The organism is Pseudomonas juntendi (assembly GCF_021560075.1).
Taxonomy (GTDB): Bacteria; Pseudomonadota; Gammaproteobacteria; order Pseudomonadales; family Pseudomonadaceae; genus Aquipseudomonas; species Aquipseudomonas juntendi.
The window spans coordinates 4,509,970-4,532,672 of record NZ_CP091088.1 but is presented as its reverse complement, the minus strand read 5'-3'; the positions used below and the strand labels follow the sequence as shown (position 1 = coordinate 4,532,672).

The 22,703-nt window shown below is 64.8% G+C and carries 22 protein-coding genes and 2 pseudogenes; 13 read left to right on the top strand and 11 right to left on the bottom strand.

Annotated elements, in window-relative coordinates; translation table 11 throughout:
- Positions 1-2 precede the first annotated feature (2 nt).
- The 6 genes from L1P09_RS21055 to cpaB are packed head-to-tail and all read right to left on the bottom strand — an operon-like array spanning position 3 to position 6,421.
- Positions 3-890 carry a type II secretion system F family protein gene (locus L1P09_RS21055; protein ID WP_235768067.1) on the bottom strand — a complete coding sequence of 296 codons (888 nt, stop codon included), beginning with the start codon at positions 888-890 and terminating at the stop codon, positions 3-5.
- Between the two features lie 2 nt (positions 891-892).
- Positions 893-1,774: a type II secretion system F family protein gene (locus tag L1P09_RS21050; protein ID WP_009685015.1), complete on the bottom strand. Its 882-nt coding sequence runs from the start codon at positions 1,772-1,774 to the stop codon at positions 893-895.
- Positions 1,771-3,027 carry a CpaF family protein gene (locus L1P09_RS21045; RefSeq protein WP_029885794.1) on the bottom strand — a complete coding sequence of 419 codons (1,257 nt, stop codon included), beginning with the start codon at positions 3,025-3,027 and terminating at the stop codon, positions 1,771-1,773. The genes L1P09_RS21050 and L1P09_RS21045 overlap by 4 nt, the downstream gene beginning before the upstream one ends.
- Entirely contained in the window at positions 3,024-4,214 is a 1,191-nt protein-coding gene (locus L1P09_RS21040; protein ID WP_054905416.1) for a pilus assembly protein, read from the bottom strand. The genes L1P09_RS21045 and L1P09_RS21040 overlap by 4 nt, the downstream gene beginning before the upstream one ends.
- Complete coding sequence (locus L1P09_RS21035; RefSeq protein WP_054905415.1) at positions 4,211-5,449, bottom strand: type II and III secretion system protein family protein; 1,239 nt, start codon at positions 5,447-5,449, stop codon at positions 4,211-4,213. Before L1P09_RS21035 ends, L1P09_RS21040 begins: the two co-directional genes overlap by 4 nt.
- Positions 5,450-5,467: 18 nt before the next feature.
- Positions 5,468-6,421 carry a Flp pilus assembly protein CpaB gene (gene cpaB, locus L1P09_RS21030; RefSeq protein WP_235768066.1) on the bottom strand — a complete coding sequence of 318 codons (954 nt, stop codon included), beginning with the start codon at positions 6,419-6,421 and terminating at the stop codon, positions 5,468-5,470.
- A gap of 294 nt (positions 6,422-6,715) precedes the next feature.
- Between cpaB and L1P09_RS21025 the strand changes: the two genes are divergently transcribed.
- Both L1P09_RS21025 and L1P09_RS21020 read left to right on the top strand, forming a co-directional pair.
- Entirely contained in the window at positions 6,716-6,886 is a 171-nt protein-coding gene (locus L1P09_RS21025) for a Flp family type IVb pilin (protein WP_054905413.1), read from the top strand.
- Positions 6,887-6,908: 22 nt separating this feature from the next.
- The gene (locus L1P09_RS21020) at positions 6,909-7,316 is read left to right on the top strand and encodes a response regulator (RefSeq protein ID WP_054905432.1); all 408 of its coding nucleotides are present in this window, start codon (positions 6,909-6,911) and stop codon (positions 7,314-7,316) included.
- 59 nt (positions 7,317-7,375) lie between these two features.
- Here the strand turns inward: L1P09_RS21020 and L1P09_RS21015 are convergent, their stop codons facing one another.
- Positions 7,376-7,723 carry an HPF/RaiA family ribosome-associated protein gene (locus L1P09_RS21015; protein WP_009685023.1) on the bottom strand — a complete coding sequence of 116 codons (348 nt, stop codon included), beginning with the start codon at positions 7,721-7,723 and terminating at the stop codon, positions 7,376-7,378.
- A 234-nt stretch (positions 7,724-7,957) separates the two neighbouring features.
- Here L1P09_RS21015 and L1P09_RS21010 point away from each other — a divergent pair, with 234 nt between their 5' ends.
- The 6 genes from L1P09_RS21010 to L1P09_RS20985 all read left to right on the top strand — a co-directional run bounded on the left by L1P09_RS21010 (position 7,958) and on the right by L1P09_RS20985 (position 14,283).
- The gene (locus tag L1P09_RS21010) at positions 7,958-8,263 is read left to right on the top strand and encodes a DUF3649 domain-containing protein (RefSeq protein WP_054905411.1); all 306 of its coding nucleotides are present in this window, start codon (positions 7,958-7,960) and stop codon (positions 8,261-8,263) included.
- Positions 8,260-9,837 carry a PepSY-associated TM helix domain-containing protein gene (locus L1P09_RS21005; protein WP_235768065.1) on the top strand — a complete coding sequence of 526 codons (1,578 nt, stop codon included), beginning with the start codon at positions 8,260-8,262 and terminating at the stop codon, positions 9,835-9,837. Before L1P09_RS21010 ends, L1P09_RS21005 begins: the two co-directional genes overlap by 4 nt.
- Entirely contained in the window at positions 9,837-10,163 is a 327-nt protein-coding gene (locus L1P09_RS21000; protein WP_054905409.1) for a DUF3325 domain-containing protein, read from the top strand. Before L1P09_RS21005 ends, L1P09_RS21000 begins: the two co-directional genes overlap by 1 nt.
- A 4-nt stretch (positions 10,164-10,167) precedes the next feature.
- The gene (locus L1P09_RS20995; protein ID WP_235768064.1) at positions 10,168-10,743 is read left to right on the top strand and encodes an RNA polymerase sigma factor; all 576 of its coding nucleotides are present in this window, start codon (positions 10,168-10,170) and stop codon (positions 10,741-10,743) included.
- Complete coding sequence (locus L1P09_RS20990) at positions 10,740-11,723, top strand: FecR family protein (protein ID WP_235768063.1); 984 nt, start codon at positions 10,740-10,742, stop codon at positions 11,721-11,723. Before L1P09_RS20995 ends, L1P09_RS20990 begins: the two co-directional genes overlap by 4 nt.
- 169 nt (positions 11,724-11,892) lie before the next feature.
- On the top strand, positions 11,893-14,283 hold the full coding sequence (locus L1P09_RS20985) for a TonB-dependent siderophore receptor (protein ID WP_232893005.1): 2,391 nt from the start codon (positions 11,893-11,895) through the stop codon (positions 14,281-14,283).
- A 275-nt stretch (positions 14,284-14,558) separates the two neighbouring features.
- Here the strand turns inward: L1P09_RS20985 and L1P09_RS20980 are convergent.
- Positions 14,559-14,660: pseudogene (locus L1P09_RS20980) on the bottom strand (AraC family transcriptional regulator); the annotation flags it as partial.
- Between L1P09_RS20980 and L1P09_RS26420 the strand changes: the two are divergent.
- Positions 14,630-14,731 (top strand): annotated as a pseudogene (locus tag L1P09_RS26420) (EamA family transporter); the annotation flags it as partial. The pseudogenes L1P09_RS20980 and L1P09_RS26420 overlap by 31 nt on opposite strands.
- Before the next feature lie 85 nt (positions 14,732-14,816).
- Here the strand turns inward: L1P09_RS26420 and L1P09_RS20975 are convergent.
- Together L1P09_RS20975 and L1P09_RS20970 are read right to left on the bottom strand one after the other, a co-directional pair.
- Positions 14,817-15,791 (bottom strand): 2-hydroxyacid dehydrogenase, encoded by a 975-nt coding sequence (locus tag L1P09_RS20975; protein WP_054906231.1) that lies wholly within the window; start codon positions 15,789-15,791, stop codon positions 14,817-14,819.
- A gap of 124 nt (positions 15,792-15,915) precedes the next feature.
- Positions 15,916-16,863 (bottom strand): LysR family transcriptional regulator, encoded by a 948-nt coding sequence (locus L1P09_RS20970; protein ID WP_235768062.1) that lies wholly within the window; start codon positions 16,861-16,863, stop codon positions 15,916-15,918.
- A gap of 191 nt (positions 16,864-17,054) precedes the next feature.
- Between L1P09_RS20970 and L1P09_RS20965 the strand changes: the two genes are divergently transcribed.
- The 4 genes from L1P09_RS20965 to L1P09_RS20950 are packed head-to-tail and all read left to right on the top strand — an operon-like array spanning position 17,055 to position 21,834.
- On the top strand, positions 17,055-18,584 hold the full coding sequence (locus L1P09_RS20965; RefSeq protein WP_235768061.1) for an efflux transporter outer membrane subunit: 1,530 nt from the start codon (positions 17,055-17,057) through the stop codon (positions 18,582-18,584).
- The gene (locus L1P09_RS20960; protein ID WP_235768060.1) at positions 18,581-20,758 is read left to right on the top strand and encodes an FUSC family protein; all 2,178 of its coding nucleotides are present in this window, start codon (positions 18,581-18,583) and stop codon (positions 20,756-20,758) included. The genes L1P09_RS20965 and L1P09_RS20960 overlap by 4 nt, the downstream gene beginning before the upstream one ends.
- A gap of 4 nt (positions 20,759-20,762) precedes the next feature.
- Entirely contained in the window at positions 20,763-20,963 is a 201-nt protein-coding gene (locus L1P09_RS20955; RefSeq protein ID WP_009685040.1) for a DUF1656 domain-containing protein, read from the top strand.
- A gap of 10 nt (positions 20,964-20,973) precedes the next feature.
- A complete protein-coding gene (locus tag L1P09_RS20950) occupies positions 20,974-21,834 on the top strand; it encodes an efflux RND transporter periplasmic adaptor subunit (protein WP_054906228.1) in 861 nt (286 codons plus the stop codon).
- A 182-nt stretch (positions 21,835-22,016) separates the two neighbouring features.
- Here L1P09_RS20950 and L1P09_RS20945 read toward each other — a convergent pair whose 3' ends face one another.
- The gene (locus L1P09_RS20945) at positions 22,017-22,463 is read right to left on the bottom strand and encodes a universal stress protein (protein WP_054906227.1); all 447 of its coding nucleotides are present in this window, start codon (positions 22,461-22,463) and stop codon (positions 22,017-22,019) included.
- Positions 22,464-22,703 lie beyond the last annotated feature (240 nt).

Here is a 22,703-nt window from a genome sequence, read left to right as displayed (position 1 = left end):
CCTCAGGGGCTCAACGCCCGCGCCAATGCAGAGAAGCCTGGCCCGGCAAGCACGATCAGCAGGGCCGGGAACAGGAATACCATCATTACCGCCGACATTTTTGCCGACATCATCGACACCCGTTCTTGCAGGCGGGTCAGGCGGCGGTCATCGAGCAAGGCTTTGAGGGCCAGCAACGACTTCATTGCGCCGCTGCCTTGGGCCAGCAACTGGCGCAGGATCACGCAGGTGTCGGTGAATTCGTCCACCGCCAGTACCTGTGCGGCCTTGTCCAGCTCCGGGCCCAGCCCCAGCCCCGAATCCACCCGCTGCAGTACCTGGCGCAGTTCTTCGCTGATGTTCGGGATCAGCGTTTGCCCTTCCTGGCTCAGCAGGCGCAGTGCCTGCTCGACCGTCAGCCCGGTTTCGAACAGGATTCGCAGCATGGGGATCATCAGGCCAACCTCTGCGGCAATGCGCTGCTGGCGCCGGGCGGCAGCCAGGGCCAGCAGGCGCTTGGGCAGCAGGTAAGCGGCGCCCAGGGCACACAATGGCCAGACCACCCAATGGGCGGCGGCAGCGCCTTTGAAGCCTTGCTGCAATAGCAGCGTCAGTACCACCGCCAGCAGTGGCAGGCCCAGTTGCACGGCGGCGAACAGCGCGCGCTGGCGGCTGCGACGCCAGCCGATGCGCTCGAGCAGGGCCTGGCTTTCACCGTCGAACTTCTGCAGCCGCTGCCCCCAGGGGCTACTGCCCAGCCAGTGCAGCCAGCCCTCCAGGCGCTCGGCACGGGCCAGGCGCCCCTGTAGCCTTCGCGCCACCAGCACCCGCGCCCGCCATTGGCGAATGGCCTGCCGGGCAAACAGGCCGGCGGCGATCAGCAGGCACAGGGCGCAGATCAGCATGGCCATGTTCACAAGCTCCTCATCATGCGCCACAACACCAGGCAGCCGAGTACCTGCAAGGCGAAGGCCAGCAACAGCATCAGTTGGCCGCTGCTGTCACGCCACATGGCCAGCAGGTAGTGGGGGTTGGCCAGCAGGAAGTAACCGACCATCGCCAGTGGCAACGCCCCGAGAATGATGGCCGTGATGCGCGTTTCGCCGGTCATGGCCTTGAGCTGGCGTGCCCCTTGCTCGCGCTCGCGGATCAGCTTGATGAGGTTCTCCATCAGCTCGCTGGCGTTGCCGCCATGGCGCTGGTTGATGCGCAAGCCCAGGGCGAACAGCCGCAATTCGTCTTGCTGGTGCAACTCGGCCAGTTCGGTCATGGCGTCCTCCAGCGGCACGCCCAGTTGCACATTGCGCCGGACCCTCGCCAGCGTAGTGCGCAATGGCTCGCGGCTGCTGTCGATAGCGCCCAGTACCGCATCATTGAGCGTGCGCCCGGCCTTGAGGCTGCGCACGCTGTAGTCCAGCAGGCCGGGCAGTTGCTCGACCACGTGCCGCATGTGCCGACGGCTCTGCCAGCTGATGAGCAGGTAGGCAATGGCCGGCAGACCGGTCAGCAGCATCAGCGCAGCGACCCAGCCAAGCGCGACCAGCGCCAACAGCGCCAGCCCCAGCCAGGCCAGCAGCCAGCGCTGGGGGTGCAGCTCGACAGTCGTCAAGCCGGCACGTTGCAGCAGCGGGTCGAGCCAGCTGCGCCGTGCCGTACCATTGCGCACAATGCTGAACGCGCGCCCGAGGCGTTGCAAGATGCGCTCTTCGTGCCGCTTGTACAGGCCGCGGCGCAACAGCAGCAGGGCCAGGCCCAGCAACAGCGGGCACAGCGCCAGCAGCAGCGGGCCGGTCACAGCAGGCCCTCTGCCTTGAGCTTGCTGCCGGCCGGGTGGAGCGCCTCGCGCAGGAAGCTGTCACCGCCCCGGCGGTCCAGGCGGAACAAGGTGTTGGTGACATACACCTCATCGCGCACGCCAACCACCTCCAGCACTTCGCTGACGCAGCGTCGGCCATCGGGCAGGCGGGTCAGCTGGATCACCACGTCCAGCGCTGCACAGACCATTTGCCGCAAGGTCTTTTCGGCAACTTGCCGGCCACTCAGGCCGACCAGTGTCTCCAGGCGCAAGAGTGCGTCCGCTGCGCTGTTGGCGTGAACGGTACTCATCGAGCCATCATGGCCCGTGTTCATCGCGGTCAGCACATCGAGCACTTCGCTGCCGCGGATTTCGCCGAGGATAATGCGGTCCGGGCGCATGCGCAGGGCGTTGCGGATCAGCTCGCTGGCCTTGATCTCACCGTGCCCTTCGGCATTGGGCGGGCGGGTTTCCAGGCGCACCACGTGGGGGTGGTGCAGTTGCAGTTCGGCAACGTCTTCGATGGTGACCAGGCGCTCGCGAGGGGCGATCATCTGGCTGAGGATATTCAGCAGGGTGGTCTTGCCGGTGCCGGTGCCGCCGCTGACCAGAATGTTGCAGCGCTTGCCCACGGCGCGTTCAAAAAAGTCGAAGATAGGCTGGTCGATAGCGCGGGTGGCCAGCAGGTCGGCACTCTTGAGCATGTCCTGGCGGAATTTGCGGATCGACAGGCACGGGCCGTCCAGCGCCACGGGCGGAATGATCGCATTGACCCGGCTGCCGTCGGGCATGCGGGCGTCGACCATGGGCGAGGACTCGTCCAGGCGTCGCCCGAGCGGGGCGAGGATGCGTTGCATCACCCGCTCTACATGGTGGGCGTCGATGAACCGCAGGTCGGTCTGCTGCAACAGGCCGGCCCGCTCGACGAACACCCGATGGGGGCCATTGACCAGAATTTCGGTGACGCTGGGGTCACGCAGCAATACTTCCAGCGGGCCGAAGCCGGTCAACTCGTCCACCAGCTCTTCGGCCAGCCGCTCCATTTCATACCGCGACAGCGCCAGGCGCAGGCGCGCAACGTAGTCACCAACCTGCTCCAGCACGAACTGGGTCAGCGCCGGCCGTGCGCCCTCCAGCAGGTTGCGGCCGCTGTCCTCGATTGCATCGATGGCAAAGCGGTGCAGTGCTCGCTTGAGCGCGTAGGGGTCGCCCGCGGCCGGTTGCGGGCCACCAAACGGTTGATCGTTGTTCATTTGCTGCCCCAAAGCCGGCGCAGCCAGGTGACGGCCGGCGGTGCGAGGTTTTCCGAGCGCCGGGCCAGGCGTTCGCCCAGGCTGCGCAAGGCTTGCGTAAGCGGCTCACGGGGGGCCAGTTCGAACAGGCTCAGGCCCTGGTTTTTCACGTTCAGGCGCACTTCAGGGCTGTAGGGCAGGGCCCTGAGCAAAGGCAGCGCGTAGCGCTTGGCCAAGGTGTCGGCGTCGGGGGCCACGTTGCTCAGGTAGCGGTCCACCAACAGGCTGGCGTGTTCCAGCTTGATGCCATGATCACGCCACAGGTCGAGCACCTCCAGGTTGCGCCGGCACTCGAGAATGTTCTGGTCGGTGTAGATGATCAGTTTGTCGCAGTGGCTGACCAACGTGCGCAGGGCTTCGCTGTCGGCATGCCCGGCGAGGTTGACGACGATGTGCTGGAAGTGCTGGCGCAGGGCGCTGAGCAGCATGTACAACTCGGCAGCGCTGGTGTGTTGCAGTGGCTCATCGGTTTCGGCATAGGTCAGCAGGCGCAGGCCCGTGTTGTCGCGGGTGAATGCGCTGTCGATCAGTGTGGTGTCGAGGCGGCGCAGGTGGCGCAGGGCGTCACCGAAGTAGAACGATGCCTCCAGGCCCAGCAGTGCCAGGCTGTCGCCACGCGGCAGGCCCAGGTCCAGCAGCAGGGTTTGCTGGCCGCTCTGCTGCACCACACGGGCAAGGTGGGTAGTGAGCAATGCGCCGTCGGCACCGCTTTGCACCCCGAACAGCACCGTCAGCCCGCCCAGGCTGGGGTTGCTGGCCACCGCCGGCATGCGTTTGCCCAGGCGCCGCACCAGCCCGGCCACTTCGCTGGCGCGCGAGCCATAGGCGACGAAGTCGCGGGCGCCAGCGCGCATGGCATGCAGCACCAGCTGGTTATCCAGGCCATCGCCGAGGGCGACGATCGCCAGCATTGGCTTGGCCTCCAGCACGCCCTCGATCAAGGCGCACTGGTTGATCAGTTGCTCGCGGTCCAGGCCGATGAACATCAGGTTGCTGAAGGTGGCATTGACCAGGGCCAGCAGCTCGTCGAGGCTGCCACCGTTGGCGCCGATCACCTGGCCTTGCGGTGCCAAGGCGCCCTGCAGCCAGTGCAGGTCCTCTTCGGTGCGGGTGATGGCGAGGAAGGTCGGGTTCAGGCTCTCGTTCATTGCGACAGCCCGCCCTTGCCATCGAAGTTTCCGTTCTCCAGGAAGAACAGGCGGCCCCAGCTGGGGTCGTAGTTGCGCAGGTGCTCGCCCGGCAAGGGCGGCAGCTTTGCATTGACCGCCAAGGGTTGCACCAGGTGCGGGGTGACGATCATCAGCAGTTCGGTTTCGTCGCGTGTGAGGTTGGACTGTCGGAACAAAGCTCCGAGTATGGGAAGATTGCCCAGGCCAGGCAGTTTATTCACCTTGGATAGCGTGCTTTTGCTGACCAAACCGCTGATGATGAAGCTTTCTCCATCCGCCAAGGCGATACTGGTATCGGTCCGTCTGACTGTTAACGCTGGTACTTCAGTGCCTGCAATCGTCACTGCGTTTGTGTAATCCAGCTCGCTGACTTCGGGAGCAACCTTGAGGGTAATTCGGCCTTCATTGACAATGGTCGGAGTCAGCGCAAGGCGTATACCAAATTCTTTGTATTCAATGGATACGTTGTCGCTGCCTGCACTGGGCACTGGGATCGGAATTTCACCGCCCGCTAGGAAACTTGCGGTTTGGCCGCTTAGGACGGTGAGGCTCGGGCGTGCGAGGGTATATGCAAAGCCACTGGTTTCCAGTGCGTTGATCATGGCCAAGAAGCGGCTGCTGCCGCCACCCCACACGAAGTTGAAAACGTTTTCCCCAAGGGGGATCTGAGGCGCGGCAACCGGTACTGATCCGGGAGACACGGTCGAATTGGGCACCGTACCAGGCGAGCCAATCAGGCTATTGTTCGACCCCTTGAAAAACAGCCGTGCCCCTGCCTCCTTGTATTTGCTGCGGCGCACTTCGACAAACCGGATATCGGCTTGCACCTGGCTGGGCAGTTGCGTGTCCTGCGACGGCAGGAAGCTGTCCTGGGCCATATCGGCGCTGGCCCGCCCGCGGACGAACACCATCGCCTTGTGCGGTGACGGCGTGCAGGCTGTCCACACCATCAGGCTGGTATTGCCCTGGCCCACCGCGGTAATCACCACCCCGCGCTCACCGCTGGCCTGGACATCGGCCACCTTCGGCTCGCCAACCGCAACCCGCTCGATCGCCACCGGCAAGCGCAGCTCCTGCTGCAGGCCCTGGTCGATCTCGATGATCGCAGGCAGTTGGCCGAACGCTTCGCAGCCTTTGGGTGCCGCCTGCGCCTGGGGCAACAGCGCGGCCAGCAGCCCGGTCCAACATGCTTGTCTGAAGAAGGAACTTCGCATCACTGCATCCTTGCCGGTTCAGGGGTTCTTGGCGTTTGCTTCAGCCGTGGCGCCACGGATGATGTGCATGGTGGGCGCGGCGTGGCTGGGCGCCGGGCTCGCCACACTGGCCACCGGCGCCTGGGCCAGCTGGCTGAAGCGGTAGAGCGCGCGGTTGGCGGCCTCCACCTGAGGTATCGCATCGGCCTCGCTCCAGTAGCGCGCCAGGCGCTGTTCATCGGCGCTGCGCACTGCCAGGCGCAAGGTGCCGGCCTGGGCGGCCAGCATCAAGCGGCTGGCCATGGCTTCGGGCACGGCCACTGCCACCGTGCGGGTGCCCGCGCCGTTGCCCAGCCCGCTCTGGTCGCGGCGGGCCTTTTGCTCCTCGGGGCTCTGCGCCGGGCGGCCATCGTTGGCCAACCCCGTTTGCTCGCCGACGCTCAGCACACGCAGGGCCGGCAGTACCACCTGGGCCGAGGCTTGCGGGTTGTTGGGCTCTTCGCGCAGGAACAGCAGCACGTCAACGTAGTCACCCGGGCGCAGTTGGCCAGCGGCACCGACCACTTCATCCACGCCCAGTGCCACCGCCCGCTCGTGCGCGCGGATCATCCGTGCCAGCGGCCCGCCGGCCTGAAAGCTGGCTTCTTCCAGCCAGGTGCCTGCCGCCAGGGGCCGGGCGCTGCTGCGGCCGATCACCTGGGCGACCTGTTGATAAGCACCGGCGGGGGCGACCTGCAGGCGCTCAACCAGCACATCGTCTTCAGTGAGTGGGGTATTGGCTGGCACGGACTTGCGCAGCACGACCACCGCCGTGCGCGGCGCTTCCACTGGCGCGCTGGGCGCTGGCGCTGTGGCCACGCTCGGCGGTGCAACGGTAGGCGCGGGGGCGACAGGGACGGCCGGCGGGCGGCTGAGCACCACGCCCCAGTAGCCTGCCAACAGCGCCGCCAGCAAGAAAAACGCGGCCAGGAATAGGGTCAAGCGGCTGCTCATCTCGGCCTCCCTGCACGCGTTGGATGATGGCGAAAAGTCACTATTTCGCTATAGCAAGTTAGCGCAGCCATCGCCATTTGCCATGAGCCCGGGCAGTTTTTTTCAGGGTGCGGAGCAGGTCGCGTGAAAACAAAGAGTTAGCGAGTGGCGGGTGGTTAACCTAGGCGGGCTAATACTTTCTGAATAACCCTTTAATACATTTGCAGTTCGCACCGGGTTGGCAATTCTTTGATGGCAGATGGGTGTCATTTTGATACCACCGCCGCCGGCAGCCATGCCGCAAGGAGCTGAAGCATGAAACTGTTCATTCTGCACTGCATGAATTTCCTGCATCGCAAGGACGGTGCATCCGGTATCGAATACGCCGTCATCGCAACCATGGTTGCAGTGGTGCTGGCGGGTTTCGTTCCAGAAATAGCCAGTGCTGTCAAAGGAACGTTCACCACCATAAAAGATGCGCTTTGATATCTGGAAGGGAGCCAGCGGCATGCAGAACGCTTGCGCGCGTCAGCAGATCCTCCTGGTGGATGACGAGCAGGACGTTCTGCTGGAATTGGCGGAGCTGCTCGAAAACGAAGGCTTCGCCTGCCTGACCGCCACCTCGGTGAAGGCGGCCTTGCACCAGCTGACCTGTCACCCGGACGTAGCCTTGGTGATCACTGATGTGCGCATGCCGGGCGAAAGTGGCATCGGGTTGATCAAGCGCCTGCGCGAGCACACTGCCCGCCTGCATTTGCCGGTGATCGTCATGTCGGCACAAGCCGATCTGGATGACGTCAGCGAACTGGTGCAATTGCAGGTACTGGACTTCTTCCGCAAGCCGATCTACCAGGCCCGTTTGCTGGAAACCCTGGACAACCTGTTCCCCGTATCACGCCTGCGCGTCGTCAATTGAATTGACCCGGGCGGGAACGAAAACGCCCGGCACTTGGCCGGGCGTTTCGGTTGTTGCGATCAGGCGTCGGGGTCACTCAGCTCCAGGGCGCCGCGCTTGCTGCGCAGCTTGCCGTAGAAGTGCTCCAGCGCGTGGTTCAGCTTGGTGGCGGCACCATCCACTGCCTGGTCCAGCGAAGCGGCAGTGTGGGTCACGGAAATCGGTTGGTGGCCTTTGGGGCGAGCCTCCATCTGGCAGCGTTTGTCATGCGGTCCGGGCTTGGCACCATTTTCGTCGCGCAGGTGCACCTCGATGCGGGTGAGGTCGTCCTCGTAACGTTCAAGTGAGCTTTCCAGTGTACTGCGGACCCACTGGTCGAGCCGGGCGTTGCCTTCGAAATGGTTGCTGCTGTTGACCTGGATTTGCATGATTCAATCCTTATTCAGCTTGCTCGCATGGAGGCGCGGCCAGGTCCTTGAGACCGTTGGAAATTCTGCGCCTCTTGACTCTAAGGTCAGGCAACCGCGGGATGAATTCAAGCCCTTTCGGAAAATAAATTTCTTGTTGCATATCTGCGCGCACCGGCAGCTTGTCGTTGAAGCTTTGCTTATGAGAATTGAAATCATTAGTATTGCAGCCCCGAACCCGCCCGGACCTTCGCCATGACGCGCAAAACCGCCGGCCTTCCGCTCAGCTACCGCCTGGCCGTGGCCTCACGCAGCCTGGCTGCGCTGCTGGGCGGCTATTTGCTGGCGTCTGCGGCCAGCGTCTGCATCGCCGTGGTGGCACCGTTGCCCAAGGTCGACGCCACGCTGATCGGCCTGATGCTCTCGTTCGTTTTCTACCTGCTGGCGTTCATCTGGTGCTTCGCCTGCCGCAGTGCCTGGCGCGCGTGGCTGGGCGTGCTGGCGCCAAGCCTGCTGCTTGGCGTGATCAGTGGTATTGCCTACTGGATGAAAACCGCATGAAAGACGGCTTCCGCCAGGCCATGGCCTGGCTGCATACCTGGACCGGCCTGATCTTCGGCTGGCTGTTGTTCGCCATTTTCCTTACCGGCACGCTGTCGTATTTCAAGGAAGAGATCAGCCAGTGGTCGCAGCCTGAAGTGCGCAGCCATGCACTGGACCCGGCCCATAGCCTGGCCCTGGCACAGCGTTACCTGCAGGACAATGCCGGGCATTCGGGCACCTGGTTCATCCGCTTGCCCAACGCCCGCGAAGCGGGCTTGAGCGTGGGCTATCGCGACCCCAACGGCGGGCCGCGCGGCTTTGTCAGCAAGACCCTCGATACCCAGACCGGGCAACCGGTAGAGGCACGCGACAGCCGCGGCGGCGAGTTCTTCTACCGCTTCCACTTCCAGCTGCAGATGCCGTACCCCTATGGCCGCTGGCTGTCGACCTTCTGCGCCTTCATCATGCTGCTGGGGCTGGTCACCGGCATCATTACCCACAAGAAGCTCTTCAAGGAGTTCTTCACCTTCCGCCCCGGCAAGGGCCAGCGCTCGTGGCTGGATGGGCACAACGCGATCGGCGTGCTGGTGCTGCCGTTCCACCTGATGATCAGCTACAGCAGCCTGGTGCTGTTCATGTACATGGTGATGCCGGCGGGGATCATGGCCAGCTATGGCAACGACACCGGCAAGTACTTCAATGACCTGTTCGGGCGCAACGATGCACCCAAGGCGGCCCAGGTGGCCACGCCGCTGGTCGCGCTGCCCAGCCTGTATGCCAAGGTGCAGGCGCTGCAACCCGAGGCACGCATTGGCAACATCCAGGTGCAGAACCCGGGCGACCGCAATGCCCGTGTCACCTTCACCCAATCGGCGGCCGACCATGTGGCCTACCGGCGTAGCGCCAACTGGACGTTCGATGGCGCCAGCGGCACGCTGCTGAGCCAGGGCAAGCCGGAGAGCGGGGCCATGATGACGTCCTTCAGCTTTGCCGGCCTGCACATGGGCAACTTTGCCGGGCCCTGGCTGCGCTGGTTGTATTTCTGCTTTGGCATTGCCGGTACTGCGGTGATTGGCACAGGGCTGGTGATGTGGCTGGGCAAGCGCCAGCTCAAACATGCCCAGCGCGCGCACATGCCCGGCGAGCTGCGCCTGGTCGAGGTACTCAATATCGCCAGCATGAGCGGCCTGCTGCTGGCAGTGGCGGGCTTCTTCTGGGCCAACCGGCTGATCCCGGCCGCTGCCGCCGGCCGTGCCGATTGGGAGGTGAATGTCTTCTTCATCGTCTGGGGCCTGTCCCTGGCCCACGCCGTACTGCGCAGTGGGCGCCGGGCCTGGGGCGAGCAGCTGGCGCTGGGCGCATTGGCCTTCGCCTTGCTGCCACTGCTCAATGGGCTGACCACCGACCGTGGCCTGAACCATTCGCTGGCGGCAGGTGACTGGGCCATGGCAGGCCTGGACCTGACCGCGCTGGGTACCGGGCTGTTCCTGGGCTGGCTGGCCGGCAAGATGCTGCGCAGCCCCGCGCCGCTGGCCAAACGCGCGCCGCGGGTGGCAGACAAGCCGCGCGCCGAAGCGGCGCAGGCACGCTGATGCTGGGGAACGCATTGCTCGCCTACGCAGGCTTCGTTGCCTTGTGCCTGGCCATGGACAAACATTTTACCGGCCTGCTCGGGCGCAAGCCGCACCCAGGCCAACTGCGCCTGTTGCGCGTGGCGGGCTGGTCGTTGCTGGTGCTGTCGCTGGCGTTCAGTGTGCACCTGCGTGGCTGGGCCCATGGCCTGGTGGAGTGGGCGGCGGTGATGATGGCGGCGGTCACCGTGTGGGTCTTCGCCCTGCCGTACCAGCCGCGGCTGTTGCTGGGCCTGGCTGCCGGCAGTGTGCTGCTGGGCCCGGTGCTCGCCCTTTTTGCGGTGTGACAGCATGAGCGAGCAGGGCGATACCCTCGGGCCGGATGCCGACAGCGCAGGCGGGCGTGCGCGTTTTGTCCAGGTGTTCCAGGCCCAGCGTGCACGCATGGAGGCACTGGTCAGCCGGCGCGTGGGTTGCCGCGCCACGGCGTCGGACCTGGTCCAGGAGTTGTTCCTGCGCTTCTGGCGTCGCCCCGAGGTGAAAGTCGAGGCGCTGGATACTTACCTGCTGCGCTGTGCCGGCAACCTGGCCATCGACCACCTGCGCAGTGAGGGCAGCCGCGAACGCATTGCCGAAGCCGCGCTGGCGGTGGATGAGGCGAGCATGGCGCATGCGCCGGAGCAGGCCGTGGAAGTGGACCATGGCCTGCAGCGTATCGAGGCTGCCTTGCGCGCCTTGCCCGAGCGCACCCGGCAGATCTTCCTGCTCAACCGCATTCACGGCTGCAAGTACGGCGAGATCGCCAAGGCCATGCAGCTGTCCCAGAGCGCGGTGGAAAAGCATATGATGCGCGCCCTGGAAGCGTGCAAGGCGAGTGTTGCCGAGCCCGCGTCCACCCCGCGCCGGCCTGGGAGAGCCTGCCGATGAGTTCTATACCGCCGATTACCGAGGCGCAGGCGCAGGCCGCGTTGCGCTGGCTCAGCCGCATCAGCGAGCAACCTGCAGTGGCCCAGGGGGCCTCGTTCAAGCGCTGGCTGCTGGCCGAGCCCAGGCACCGCGCCGCGTACGAACAGGCCCAGGCGCTGTGGCGCAACAGTGGTGTGGCGGCGTCGCGGCTGGCTGCCGAAGAGCATGCCAGCCTGCAGCCCTACCTGGCCGCCATGGCTCGCCCGGCTGCCAGGCGCCCCGGCCGCGCGCGCCTGACGGCAATCGGGCTGACGGCCTGCCTGGTGCTGGCCATTGGGGGCGCCGGGGGCTGGCACCCAGGCTACTGGCTGCAGGACCTGCAGGCCGACTACAGCAGTACCGGGCAGATTCGCCAGGTTACCCTGCAGGACAACTCGCAGGTGACCCTGGATGCGGGCAGTGCAATTGCGGTCGATTTTGCCCATGGCCAGCGTCGCGTGCGCCTGCTGCATGGCGCGGCGTTCTTCCAGGTCACGCATACCGGCGAGCCCTTCCTGGTCGAGGCCAACGGCGGTGAAGTGCGGGTACTCGGTACCCAGTTCGAGGTGCGTGAGCAGGGGGACGGCACGCAGGTCACGGTGCGCAGCGGGCGGGTGGCGGTGAGCCCGGCCGCGGGGGCCACGGCCAGGGAGCTGACGGCCAACCAGCAGGTGAGCTACGGTGCCGGCCGGGCCGGCGCAACCCTGGCGGTGGACAGCGACAACCGCCTGGCCTGGCGCCAGGGCTGGCTGAATTACTACCAGGTGCCGTTGGCGCAGGTGATCGAAGACCTGGGGCGCTACTACCCAGGGCGGATCCTGTTGCTGGATGAGGAACTCGGGCAGCGTAAGGTCAGTGGCAGCTTCCCCTTGGCCGAGCCGCTGCTGGCACTGGATTCGATGGGCAAGGTGATGGGCTTTTCACGGCAGACCGTGCTGGGCCGTTTGACGCTGATCCGCTAGCCCCTGTATCGGCCGCCGTTGGCGCCTGCCGTGGAAGCGGGTTTGCCCGCGAACCGGCAGCACCGGGAAAATATTTTCAAAAGCGCATGAGGTAACCGACCGTGGCATCCGTGTAATGAGTGGAAGTGCGATTCATTCGTACTCATATTCCTCTCACAGGTCAGCGTCCATGAAGTTCTCCCCGCGTTGCGTCCCCCTCTGGTTCGGCCTTGCCATGCTCCCGACCGTTGCCGTGGCTCTCCAGGCCAGCGCTGCCGAGCAACAGCAGGCCTACGCCTTCGCCCAGCCGGCGCAACCGCTGGCCCAGGCCCTCAGCGCCTTCAGCCGGACCACGGGCCAAAGCGTGGTCTACACCGTAGCGTTGCCCGGGGTGCAGGCGCCGGCGCTGACCGGCACCTACAGTGCCGAACAGGCGCTGCAACAGCTGCTGGCAAGCAGCGGGCTGACCTGGCGGCGCCTGGACGCGCGGACCCTTACCCTGGACGCGCTGGATACTACCGGTGCCCTCAACCTGCAGGCCACCACGGTGACCTCGCTACGGGACGACTACAGCTACCAACCCCCAGCCACGGCGTCGATCATGCGTGGCCAGGGCGCCAACCAGGACATTCCCCAGGCGATCAACGTGGTCCCGGCGCAGGTCATCCGTGACCAGGCGCCGCGCAACCTTGACGATGCCCTGGCCAACGTCAGCGGCATTACCCAGGGCAACAACTTCGGCGGCACCTCCGACACGGTGATGAAGCGCGGCTTCGGCGACAACCGCGACGGCTCGATCATGCGCGATGGCATGCCCATCGTGCAGGGCCGCAGCCTCAATGCCAGTACCGAACGGGTCGAAGTGCTGAAGGGGCCGGCCTCGCTGCTATACGGTATCCAGGACCCGGGCGGGGTCATCAACGTGGTCAGCAAGCGCCCCCAGCTCGAGCAGTACAATGCCCTGAACCTGCGGGGTTCCACCTACGGCAGCGGCAAGAACGGCAGCGGCGGAGGCTTCGACAGCACCGGCGCGCTGGGCGACAGCAACTTAGCCTACCGCATGATCGTCGACCACGAAGACGAAGATTACTGGCGCAACTTCGGGGTGCATCGTGAATCGCTGGTCGCGCCGTCGCTGGCCTGGCTGGGCGAAGACACCCAGGTGGTGCTGGCCTACGAGCACCGCGAGTTTCTCTCGCCGTTCGATCGGGGCACGGCCTTTGGCAGCAATGGCCACCCGCTGGACATTCCCGCCACCCGGCGCCTGGACGAGCCCTTCAACGACATGGAAGGGCGCTCGGACCTGTACCGTCTGGAGGTCGACCACCAGTTGGCCGATGACTGGAAGCTGCACGTTGGCTACAGCTTCAACCGTGAGACCTACGACGCCAGCCAGGTTCGCGTCACGGGGGTGAACCAAGCCAATGGCACCCTGGCCCGCAGTATCGATGGCACCCACGGCGCCATGAGCCGTGACCAGTTCGCAACATTGAGCCTGACCGGCACCGTGCAATTGGCCGGCATGCAGCATGACTTGCTGCTGGGCGCCGACCATGAAGACCGCAAGGTCTACCGCGCTGACCTGATCCGGCAAGCCGCGCGGTCCAGCTTCAGCTACGTGAACCCGGTGTACGGGCGGGAAGTGGAAGGCACCACCGTGCGTGCCAGCGACAGTGACCAGACCGACAAGCTGCGCACCGACGCGCTGTTCCTGCAGGACGCGCTGCACCTGGACGATCACTGGATCCTGGTGGCCGGTGCACGCTTCCAGCAGTACGACCAGTACGCCGGCCGCGGTCGCCCGTTCACGGCCAACACCGATACCAACGGCCAGACCTGGGTGCCGCATGCCGGTATCGTCTACAAGGTCGATGAGCAACTGTCGTTCTATGGCAGCTACAGCGAATCGTTCAAGCCCAACTCCAGCATCGCGCCGCTCACCGGGGGGGTGGTACTGGACTCGTCGGTGGCGCCGGAAGAGGGCAAGTCGTGGGAGCTGGGCGCCAAGCTCGACATGCCGGGCAGCCTGACCGGTACCTTGGCGCTGTTCGACATCACCAAGCGCAACGTGCTGGTGGCCAATTTCGACACGCGCACCGGCGATACGCTTTACAGCAATGCGGGTGAAGTCAATTCACGCGGGGTAGAGCTGGACCTGACCGGCCAGCTCAGCGAGCGCTGGAGCCTGATCGGCAGCTATGCCTTCACCGATGCCAAGGTCACCGAGGACCCCGACCTCAAGGGCAACCGCCTGCAGAACGTGGCCAAGCACAGCGGCTCGCTGTCGGCGGTGTACGACTACGGCAGCCTGTTCGGCGGCGACCGCCTGCGCTTTGGTGCCGGGGCACGGTATGTGGGTGAGCGCAGCGGCAACGCGACCAACACCTTCGACTTGCCGTCCTACACCGTGGCTGACGCATTTGCGACCTACGAGACCAAGCTCGATGAGCACAAGGTGTTGTTGCAGCTGAACGTGAAGAACCTGTTCGACAAGGTGTACTACAGCTCGGCGGTGAACCAGTACTTTGTGGCGATTGGGGATGCGCGGCAGGTGAGCCTGTCCAGTACCTTTGAGTTTTAGGGAGCAGAGGCCGCTTCGCGGCCCATCGCAGGCAAGCTCCTACAGGTACTGCATGGAGGCCGGGCCTGATGCAATCCCTGTGGGAGATTCTATGGTTCCTGGCAAGGGTAGCCGGAGCATCTTCAGCGCCTGTGAGGTCGAGCGCCGCCCGCGCGGCGCAATCTCGAGCTGCGCTCGCTCTAACAGGCGCTGCCATACCTTGTGGCAAACACCTGTCAGCCCTAAGGCGATCCCTGTGGGGCTTGCCTGCGATGGGCTGCAAAGCAGCCCCGATGTCACAGGTTGAAGGCCAGGCGGTACTCGCCCGGTGTGGCGCCAACGGCCTGGCGGAACCGATTGCTGAAATGGCTGGCACTGGCAAACCCTTGTCGCAGTGATGGCCGGGAATGTGCTGGTGTTTCGCAAGCCCAGGGCACGGGTAGCTGAGGGGGTTGTGGAGGCCAGATGAGTCATGGCCCTATCAGCGACCAGCTACCGAAACTGTGGGCGCTGGCTTGCCGACGATAGGGCCGGTACAGGGATAACCGGGGGGATCAGCCCTTCCACACCTGCGGGTTCACCAGGTCCCGCGGCCGCTCACCCAGCAGCGCCGCACGCAGGTTGTCCAGCGCCCGGTTGGCCATGGCTTCGCGGGTTTCGGCGGTGGCCGAGCCTATGTGCGGCAAGGTCAGGGCATTGGGCAGCTTGAACAGCGGCGAATCGCTCAGTGGCTCTTTCTCGTAGACATCAAGGCCTGCGCCGCGCAGGGTGCCGTTCTGCAGCGCTTCGATCAGTGCGGCTTCATCGACCACCGGCCCGCGTGCAATGTTGATCAGGAACGCGCTTGGCTTCATCAGCTTCAGCTCGCGGCTGCCGATCAGTTTGCGGGTCGCGTCCGACAGGGGCACCACGATGACCACGAAATCGGCTTCGGCCAGCAACTGCTCAAGGCTGCGGAACTGCGCGCCCAGCTCCTGCTCCAGCGCGTTCTTGCGGCTGTTGCCGCTGTACAGGATCGGCATGTTGAAGCCGAAGCGGCCACGGCGGGCCACGGCTGCGCCGATGTTGCCCAGGCCGACGATGCCCAAGGTCTTGCCATGCACATCACTGCCGAAGTGCGCCGGGCCCACGGTTGCCTGCCAGTTGCCGGCCTTGGTCCAGGCGTCGAGTTCGGCGGTACGCCGTGCGCAGCCCATGATCAGCGAAAAGCCCAGGTCGGCAGTGCTTTCGGTGAGCACGTCCGGGGTGTTGGTGAGGGCGATGCCGCGTTCGTTGAAGTAGTCCAGGTCATAGTTGTCGTAACCGACCGACACGCTGGACACCACCTCGAGCTTGGCCGCACCTTCCAGCTGCGCCCGGCCAAGCTTGCGCCCGACCCCGATCAGGCCGTGGGCTTCGGGCAGGGCTTCGTTGAACTGGGCGGCGATGTCGCCCAACTTGGGGTTGGGCTGGATCAGGTTGAAATCTTGCTGCAGGCGCTCGGCCATGGCCGGGGTGATTCGGCTGAAAGCCAGGACGGTCTTTTTCATCGGGCTGCTTCCAAGGGGGGAAAGCTACAAGCTACAAGTTGCAAGCTACAAGCTACAAGAAAAAGCAGCACGTGAACGGATCTGCTTTTTCTTGCTACTTGCTACTTGCTACTTGCAGCTGCCCTCAGTCGGCGATCAGCACCTGATGGGTTTTCAGGTCGGCCTCATGCGCGGCAAGAATTTCCGGCAGCGAGTTGCGCAGGTATTCGACCCAGGTCTTGATCTTGGCATCCAGATACTGGCGCGACGGGTAGATGGCGTACAGGTTCAGTTCCTGCAGGCGGTACTCGGGCAGCACCCGCACCAGGCTGCCGTCGCGCAGGCCATCGATGGCCGAATAAATCGGCAGCACGCCTACGCCCATGCCGCTGCGGATCGCGGTCTTCATGGCGTCGGCGGTGTTGACCATGAACGGTGAGCTGGTGATGTTGACCATCTCCTGGCCTTCCGGGCCATCGAACAGCCACTTTTCCAGCGGGATCACCGGGCTGACCATGCGCAGGCAGGCGTGCTTGAGCAGGTCGGCAGGTTTGTGCGGCAGGCCATAGCGGGCGATGTAGGTCGGCGACGCGCAGACGATGCTGTAGGTGATGCCCAGGCGCTGCGAAACGAACCCTGAGTCCGGCAGCTCGGTGGCCAGCACGATGGACACGTCATAGCCCTCGTCAAGCAGGTCGGGCACGCGGTTGGCCATGGTCAGGTCGAAGGTCACGTCGGGGTGCGATTCACGGTAGCGGGCAATCGCATCCACCACGAAATGCTGGCCCACCCCGGTCATCGAATGCACCTTCAATTGCCCGGCGGGGCGCGCATGGGCGTCGCTGGCCTCGGCCTCGGCTTCCTCGACGTAGGTCAGAATCTGTTCGCAGCGCATCAGGTAGCGCTTGCCGGCCTCGGTCAGCGCAATGCGGCGGGTGGTACGGTTGAGCAGCCTTGTTTGCAGATGGGCTTCCAGGTTGGAGACCGCCCGCGACACGTTCGCGGTGGTGGTGTCCAGTTGCGCCGCAGCGGCCGTGAAGCTGCCTAATTGCGCCACGCAACTGAAAGCACGCATGTTTTGCAGGGTGTCCATGGGTCACTCTCTAGGTAGAGGACAAAATTGTGTCACGAAGCAACGCAAAAGTTATGAAAACTTACCTTCGACCAAAGGCGGATTATCGCCATTTTGGTAACAAAGATTCGCAGGAATCTACGCTTATCGCCAGTGCTGCCGCCCCCTAGAATTGCTCGGCCCCTCCACCTCTTCCTCGGGAAATCGCAGCTGTGCCGCGTCGCATCATCAGAACGCTCAGTGCGTTCAGTGCCTGTGCCCTTGCCCTCACCTTGAGCGGCTGTATCGGAACCTGGGGCATCGCCCCGCAAAGCAAGACGCTGCAAGCCAATACCCTGACCACCGACGCGGCCATTCGCGAAGCCGCAAGCGATGCTCACTGGCCCGACCAGCAGTGGTGGCACGCCTATGGCGACCCGCAACTGGACCGCTGGGTTGCCCTGGCAGTGGCCGGCAGCCCGAGCCTGGCCATGGCCGCCGCGCGGGTGCGTGAAGCCAAGGCCATGGCCGGTGTGGTCGAGTCGGCTGAAAAGCTCCAGGCCAACGGCCAGGCCACGCTCAAGCGCCACAACTGGCCTGAAGACCAGTTCTATGGGCCTGGCGCGTTGTCGGGTGCCAACACCTGGGACAACAACGCGGCCATTGGCTTGAGCTACGCGCTGGACTTGTGGGGCCGTGAACGCAACGCCAGTGAACAGGCCGTGGACCAGGCGCACATGAGCGTGGCTGAAGCGCGCCAGGCGCAGCTGGAGCTGCAGAACAACGTGGTGCGTGCCTATATCCAGCTGAGCCTGCACTTTGCCCAGCGCGATATCGTCAAGGCCGAGCTGGCACAGCAAGAACAGATCCTGGCCTTGGCCAAGCGCCGCCTGGCGGCCGGTATCGGCACCCATTTCGAAGTCAGCCAGGCCGAAGCGCCGCTGCCGGAAACCCATCGCCAGCTCGATAGCCTCGACGAAGAAATCGCCCTGGCCCGCAACCAGCTGGCCGCCCTGGCCGGCAAAGGCCCGGGGGAGGGCGCGCAGTTGCAGCGCCCGGCTCTGGCCCTGGCCGCACCACTGAAGCTGCCGTCCAACCTGCCTGCGGCACTGGTCGGCCAGCGCCCGGATGTGGTCGCCAGCCGCTGGCAGGTGGCTGCGCAGGCACGCGGCATCGACGTCGCGCACGCCGGCTTCTTCCCCAACGTCGACCTGGTCGGCAGCCTGGGCTTCATGGCCACGGGCGGCGGGCCGCTGGAATTCCTGACCGGGCGCAAGTTCAACTACAACGTTGGCCCGGCCATCAGCCTGCCGATCTTCGACGGCGGGCGCCTGCGCTCGCAGCTGGGCGTGGCCTCGGCTGGCTATGACGTGGCCGTGGCGCGCTACAACCAGACCGTGGTCGGTGCGCTGAAGAACATTTCCGACCAGTTGATCCGCCGCGAGTCGATGCAGCAGCAGTCGCATTTCGCTGCTGAATCGGTGGCCGCCGCGCAGAAAACCTACGACATCGCCATGGTCGCCTTCCAGCGTGGCCTTACCGACTACCTCAACGTGCTCAATGCGCAGACCTTGCTGTTCCGCCAGCAGCAGGTGCAGCAGCAGGTGCAGGCGGCACGCCTGATCGCCCATGCCGAGCTGGTCACCGCGCTGGGCGGTGGCCTGCAGGCTGGCCAGGACGTACCCCAGGAAGAACGCCAGGCTGCGCCGAACACCCCGACGGCCCTGGCCATTTTCGATACCCGGCCGGACAACGCTGAATGAGCACTTCCAGTTTGCCTGTGCGCTGGCTGCAAAGCCTGGAATGGCGTCGCGGCTTCTTCGCCTGGGCGCGTACCGATGGCGTGACCTGGGTCTACATCTTCAAGGTACTGGCAGCCGCGTTCATTACCCTGTGGCTGGCCATGCGCCTGGAGCTGCCGCAACCGCGCACGGCGATGATCACCGTGTTCATCGTCATGCAGCCGCAAAGCGGCCATGTGTTCGCCAAGAGCTTCTACCGGGTGCTCGGCACCCTGGCCGGCTCGGCGATGATGGTGGCGTTGATTGCCATTTTTCCGCAGAACACCGAGCTGTTCCTGCCCAGCCTGGCGCTGTGGGTTGGGCTGTGCTCGGCCGGTGCCATGCGCTACCGCACCTTCCGCGCCTATGGCTTCGTGCTGGCCGGCTACACCGCGGCCATGATCGGCCTGCCGGTGCTGCAGCACCCCGACCAGGCGTTCATGGCTGCGGTGTGGCGGGTGCTGGAAATTGCCTTGGGCATCCTGGTGTCGACTTTCGTCAGTGCCGCGATCCTGCCGCAGTCGGCCAGCGCCGCCATGCGTAACGCCCTGTACCAGCGCTTTGGTGTGTTCGCCGGGGTGGTGGTCGAGGCCTTGCGCGGTGACAGCCAGCGTGACCGTTTCGAGAGCAGCAACGTGCGCTTCGTGGCCGAGGCGGTGGGCCTGGAAAGCCTGCGTAATGTCACCGCCTTCGAAGACCCGCACATGCGCCGGCGCAGTGGCCGGCTGGTGCGGATGAACAGCGAGTTCATGGCCATCACCACACGCTTCAACGCCCTGCACCGCCTGCTGGAGCGGCTGCGTGCACGTGGCCCGCGGCAGATCGTCACCGCCATCGAGCCGGGCCTGAACACCTTGGTGGAGCTGTTGCAGCCTTACGTGGGCCGGGCGCTGACCGACGCCGATGCACTGCGCCTGACCCTGGAGCTGGGTGCCTACAAGGAAGGCCTGCAAACCCAGGTGCGTAGCCTGCGGGCCGAGTACCTGGCAACCGGGCCTAGCGCGGCCGACCAGCTCGACTTCCACACGGTGTTCGAGCTGTTGTACCGCTTCATCGACGAAATGTTCAGCTACGCCGAAACCCACGCCTCGCTGGCCGCACACAAGCACGAGCGCGAGCAATGGGACGAGCCCTATGTGGCGCTGACCAGCTGGCTGGTGTCGTTGGCAGCGGGTGTGCGCGCCTCGGCGGTGCTGTTGCTGCTGGGCAGCTACTGGCTGCTCAGCGACTGGCCCAGTGGCGCCATGATGACCCTGATCGCCACGGTGACCGTGGGCTTGTCGGCGGCCTCGCCCAACCCAAAGCGCATGTCGTTCCAGATGGCCTGCGGCACTGCGCTGGGGGCCTTGGTCGGCTTCTTCGAGACCTTCTTCGTGTTCCCCTGGATCGATGGGTTCCCATTGCTGTGCATGGTGCTGGCGCCTGTGTTCGTGCTCGGCGCGTTTCTCTCGTCACGGCCGGCCTACGCGGGCTACGGCATCGGCCTGCTGGTGTTTTTCGCCATCGGCTCGGTACCCAACAACCTGACCGTGTACGACCCCTACAGCTTCATCAATGACTACATCGGCATGATTCTGGGCATGTGCGTGTGTGCCGCCGCCGGGGCGATCATCCTGCCACCCAACAGCCGTTGGTTGTGGAGCCGCCTGGAGCAGGAGCTACGCGAGCAGGTGTTGTTTGCCATCAGCGGCCGCCTGCGTGGCATCGGCACGGCGTTCGAAAGCCGCACCCGCGACCTGCTGCACCAGGCCTACGGCCTGGCAGCCGGCAAACCGAAGGTTCAGAGCGAGCTGATGGGCTGGATGTTCACCGTACTGGAGGTCGGCCACGCGGTCATCGAGCTGCGCAAGGAGCAGGCCCGCGCGCCGGTGCACCCGGCGTATGCCGAGTCGCAACCGTGGCGCCAGGCCATCCGCGTGATGGGCCGGGCCTTGGCACGGCTGTTTCTGCAGCCCAGTGCCAGCAACCACGAACGCGCGCTGGTAGCAGTGGACCATGCCATTGCCCGGGTGCAGGCCACTGACGAGCCATTCGCCCGGCACTTCGATACCTCGGTGCTGCGCCGTGCGCAAAGCTACCTGCACTTCATCCGTTCTTCCCTGCTCGACCCACAGTCGCCGCTGGTGCCGGCGAAAGGACTGCCAGATGCTGCGTGAAAGCATGCCCCGCGAAATCGCCTTCCATGGTGTGTACATGCCCACCATGACCTTGATGTTCCTGTTTGCGCTGGGCCTGGCCTGGGGCCTGGACCGGTTCATCGCCAGCCATGATGGCTACCGCTTCTTCTGGCACCCGGCGTTGCTGCGCCTGAGCCTGTTCGTCTGCCTGTTCGGCGCCATGGCGCTTACTGTCTACTGGTGAGAAACCTTCGATGAAAAAGTTCTTCAGCCTGATCGCCACCCTGCTGGTGCTGGTCGCTGCCGTGGCCATCGGTCGCCAGTTGTGGGTGCACTACATGACCACGCCGTGGACCCGTGACGGCCGCGTGCGTGCCGATATCATCAACGTGGCCGCCGACGTGCCTGGCTATGTGGTGGACGTGCCGGTCAAGGACAACCAGCGGGTGAAGAAGGGCGACCTGTTGATCCAGATCGACCCCGAGCACTATCAGCTCGCTGTCGACCAGGCCAAGGCGCTGGTCGCGTCGCGCAAGGCCACCTGGGAGATGCGCAAGGTCAACGCCAAGCGCCGTGCCGACATGGACAACCTGGTGATCTCCAAGGAAAACCGTGACGATGCCAGTAACATCGCCAACTCGGCGCTGGCCGACTACCAGCAGGCCCAGGCTGAACTGGCAGCAGCCGAGTTGAACCTCAAGCGCACCCATATCGTAGCCACGGTGGACGGCTACGTGACCAACCTGAATATCCACCGGGGCGATTATGCGCGTACCGGTGAAGCGGTGATGGCAGTGGTCGATGAAAACTCGTTCTGGGTGTATGGCTTCTTCGAGGAGACCAAGCTGCCGCATGTGAAGGTAGGTGACCAGGCCGAGCTGCAGATGATGAGCGGCGAGCGCATCAAGGGCCATGTGGAGAGCATCGCCCGCGGTATCTACGACCGCGACAACCCGCAAAGCCGTGAGCTGATTGCCGACGTGAACCCTACTTTCAACTGGGTACGCCTGGCGCAGCGGGTGCCGGTGCGCATTCACATCGATGAAGTGCCGGACGGGTTCTTGCTGGCGGCGGGGACGACTTGTACGGTGGTGGTGAAGCCGAGCGAGGGGTGACCTGCGGCGCCATTCTGGCCCACAGTCACTGCACTGCCTTTAGATACAGCGCTGGACCTGTGGTGGCGGGCATGCCCGGCAAGAATCCAACGCGGTGGCTGGCACCGGCTGCGCCGGTGTTCGCGGGCGCGCCCGCTCCCACAGGGTACGCTGTGCGCCTGCCAGCATCGACAACCTGGCGTTCAGGCGGGCCCCACCAATACCGGCACCTTCACCCGGTCGATCACCTTCGCGCTGATCGATGGGTCCAGCAACCGGCCCAGCCGTGACAGGTGGCGGTGGCCCATGATGATCAGTTCGCAGTTCAGTTCCTGCGCCTTGGCTACGATCGCCTCGACCGGTTGCCCCGCGATCATGCAGCCCTGGCTGGCGAAGCCGGCCTGTTGCAACTCGCCTACCGCCTTGGCCACCGCGTCGTCGGCCTGGTGCTGTTCCTTGCAGGCGGCGGGGTATTGCTCCAGCTCTTCGGTGGTGTAGGGCGCGGGTTGCTCGTGCACGGCGAAGGTAGAGTCGATGGCCAGCAGCACGTGCAATTCGTGTTCGCCGGGGCGACAGTAACGGCGGGCGAGGGTGAGCAGGGCAGTGGCGGCGGGGGAGGCGTCGATGGCGATCAGGACGGGGCTGGACATGCAGGATCCTTGCTTCTGGCTGGCTAGTCATTTGCCTGCACCGCCCCTATCCCGGCCAACCCTGCTCCCACTCGTTCAACACATCCCTTGGGCATTGTGGGATCCCTGTGGGAGCCGGCTTGCCGGCGATAGGGTCGGTGCAGGCACTGCAACTGTTATGACCCAATCACCGTCCAGAATAAATACCCCACCACGTACGAGCGCATTGCGTCTGGTGCAATCGGCCAACCTGCTACCATC

What these genes read in the sequence shown, in the direction of transcription:
- L1P09_RS21055 (WP_235768067.1), bottom strand. Translation starts at nt 890, where the DNA reads ATGGCCATGCTGATCTGCGCCCTGTGCCTGCTGATCGCCGCCGGCCTG.
- L1P09_RS20960 (WP_235768060.1), top strand. Translation starts at nt 18,581, where the DNA reads ATGAGCACTTCCAGTTTGCCTGTGCGCTGGCTGCAAAGCCTGGAATGG.
- L1P09_RS20975 (WP_054906231.1), bottom strand. Translation starts at nt 15,791, where the DNA reads ATGAAAAAGACCGTCCTGGCTTTCAGCCGAATCACCCCGGCCATGGCC.
- L1P09_RS20995 (WP_235768064.1), top strand. Translation starts at nt 10,168, where the DNA reads ATGAGCGAGCAGGGCGATACCCTCGGGCCGGATGCCGACAGCGCAGGC.
- L1P09_RS20945 (WP_054906227.1), bottom strand. Translation starts at nt 22,463, where the DNA reads ATGTCCAGCCCCGTCCTGATCGCCATCGACGCCTCCCCCGCCGCCACT.
- L1P09_RS21035 (WP_054905415.1), bottom strand. Translation starts at nt 5,449, where the DNA reads ATGCGAAGTTCCTTCTTCAGACAAGCATGTTGGACCGGGCTGCTGGCC.
- L1P09_RS21000 (WP_054905409.1), top strand. Translation starts at nt 9,837, where the DNA reads ATGCTGGGGAACGCATTGCTCGCCTACGCAGGCTTCGTTGCCTTGTGC.
- cpaB (WP_235768066.1), bottom strand. Translation starts at nt 6,421, where the DNA reads ATGAGCAGCCGCTTGACCCTATTCCTGGCCGCGTTTTTCTTGCTGGCG.
- L1P09_RS21020 (WP_054905432.1), top strand. Translation starts at nt 6,909, where the DNA reads ATGCAGAACGCTTGCGCGCGTCAGCAGATCCTCCTGGTGGATGACGAG.
- L1P09_RS20990 (WP_235768063.1), top strand. Translation starts at nt 10,740, where the DNA reads ATGAGTTCTATACCGCCGATTACCGAGGCGCAGGCGCAGGCCGCGTTG.
- L1P09_RS21005 (WP_235768065.1), top strand. Translation starts at nt 8,260, where the DNA reads ATGAAAGACGGCTTCCGCCAGGCCATGGCCTGGCTGCATACCTGGACC.
- L1P09_RS20970 (WP_235768062.1), bottom strand. Translation starts at nt 16,863, where the DNA reads ATGGACACCCTGCAAAACATGCGTGCTTTCAGTTGCGTGGCGCAATTA.
- L1P09_RS21045 (WP_029885794.1), bottom strand. Translation starts at nt 3,027, where the DNA reads ATGAACAACGATCAACCGTTTGGTGGCCCGCAACCGGCCGCGGGCGAC.
- L1P09_RS21010 (WP_054905411.1), top strand. Translation starts at nt 7,958, where the DNA reads ATGACGCGCAAAACCGCCGGCCTTCCGCTCAGCTACCGCCTGGCCGTG.
- L1P09_RS20950 (WP_054906228.1), top strand. Translation starts at nt 20,974, where the DNA reads ATGAAAAAGTTCTTCAGCCTGATCGCCACCCTGCTGGTGCTGGTCGCT.
- L1P09_RS21040 (WP_054905416.1), bottom strand. Translation starts at nt 4,214, where the DNA reads ATGAACGAGAGCCTGAACCCGACCTTCCTCGCCATCACCCGCACCGAA.
- L1P09_RS21025 (WP_054905413.1), top strand. Translation starts at nt 6,716, where the DNA reads ATGAAACTGTTCATTCTGCACTGCATGAATTTCCTGCATCGCAAGGAC.
- L1P09_RS21015 (WP_009685023.1), bottom strand. Translation starts at nt 7,723, where the DNA reads ATGCAAATCCAGGTCAACAGCAGCAACCATTTCGAAGGCAACGCCCGG.
- L1P09_RS20985 (WP_232893005.1), top strand. Translation starts at nt 11,893, where the DNA reads ATGAAGTTCTCCCCGCGTTGCGTCCCCCTCTGGTTCGGCCTTGCCATG.
- L1P09_RS20955 (WP_009685040.1), top strand. Translation starts at nt 20,763, where the DNA reads ATGCCCCGCGAAATCGCCTTCCATGGTGTGTACATGCCCACCATGACC.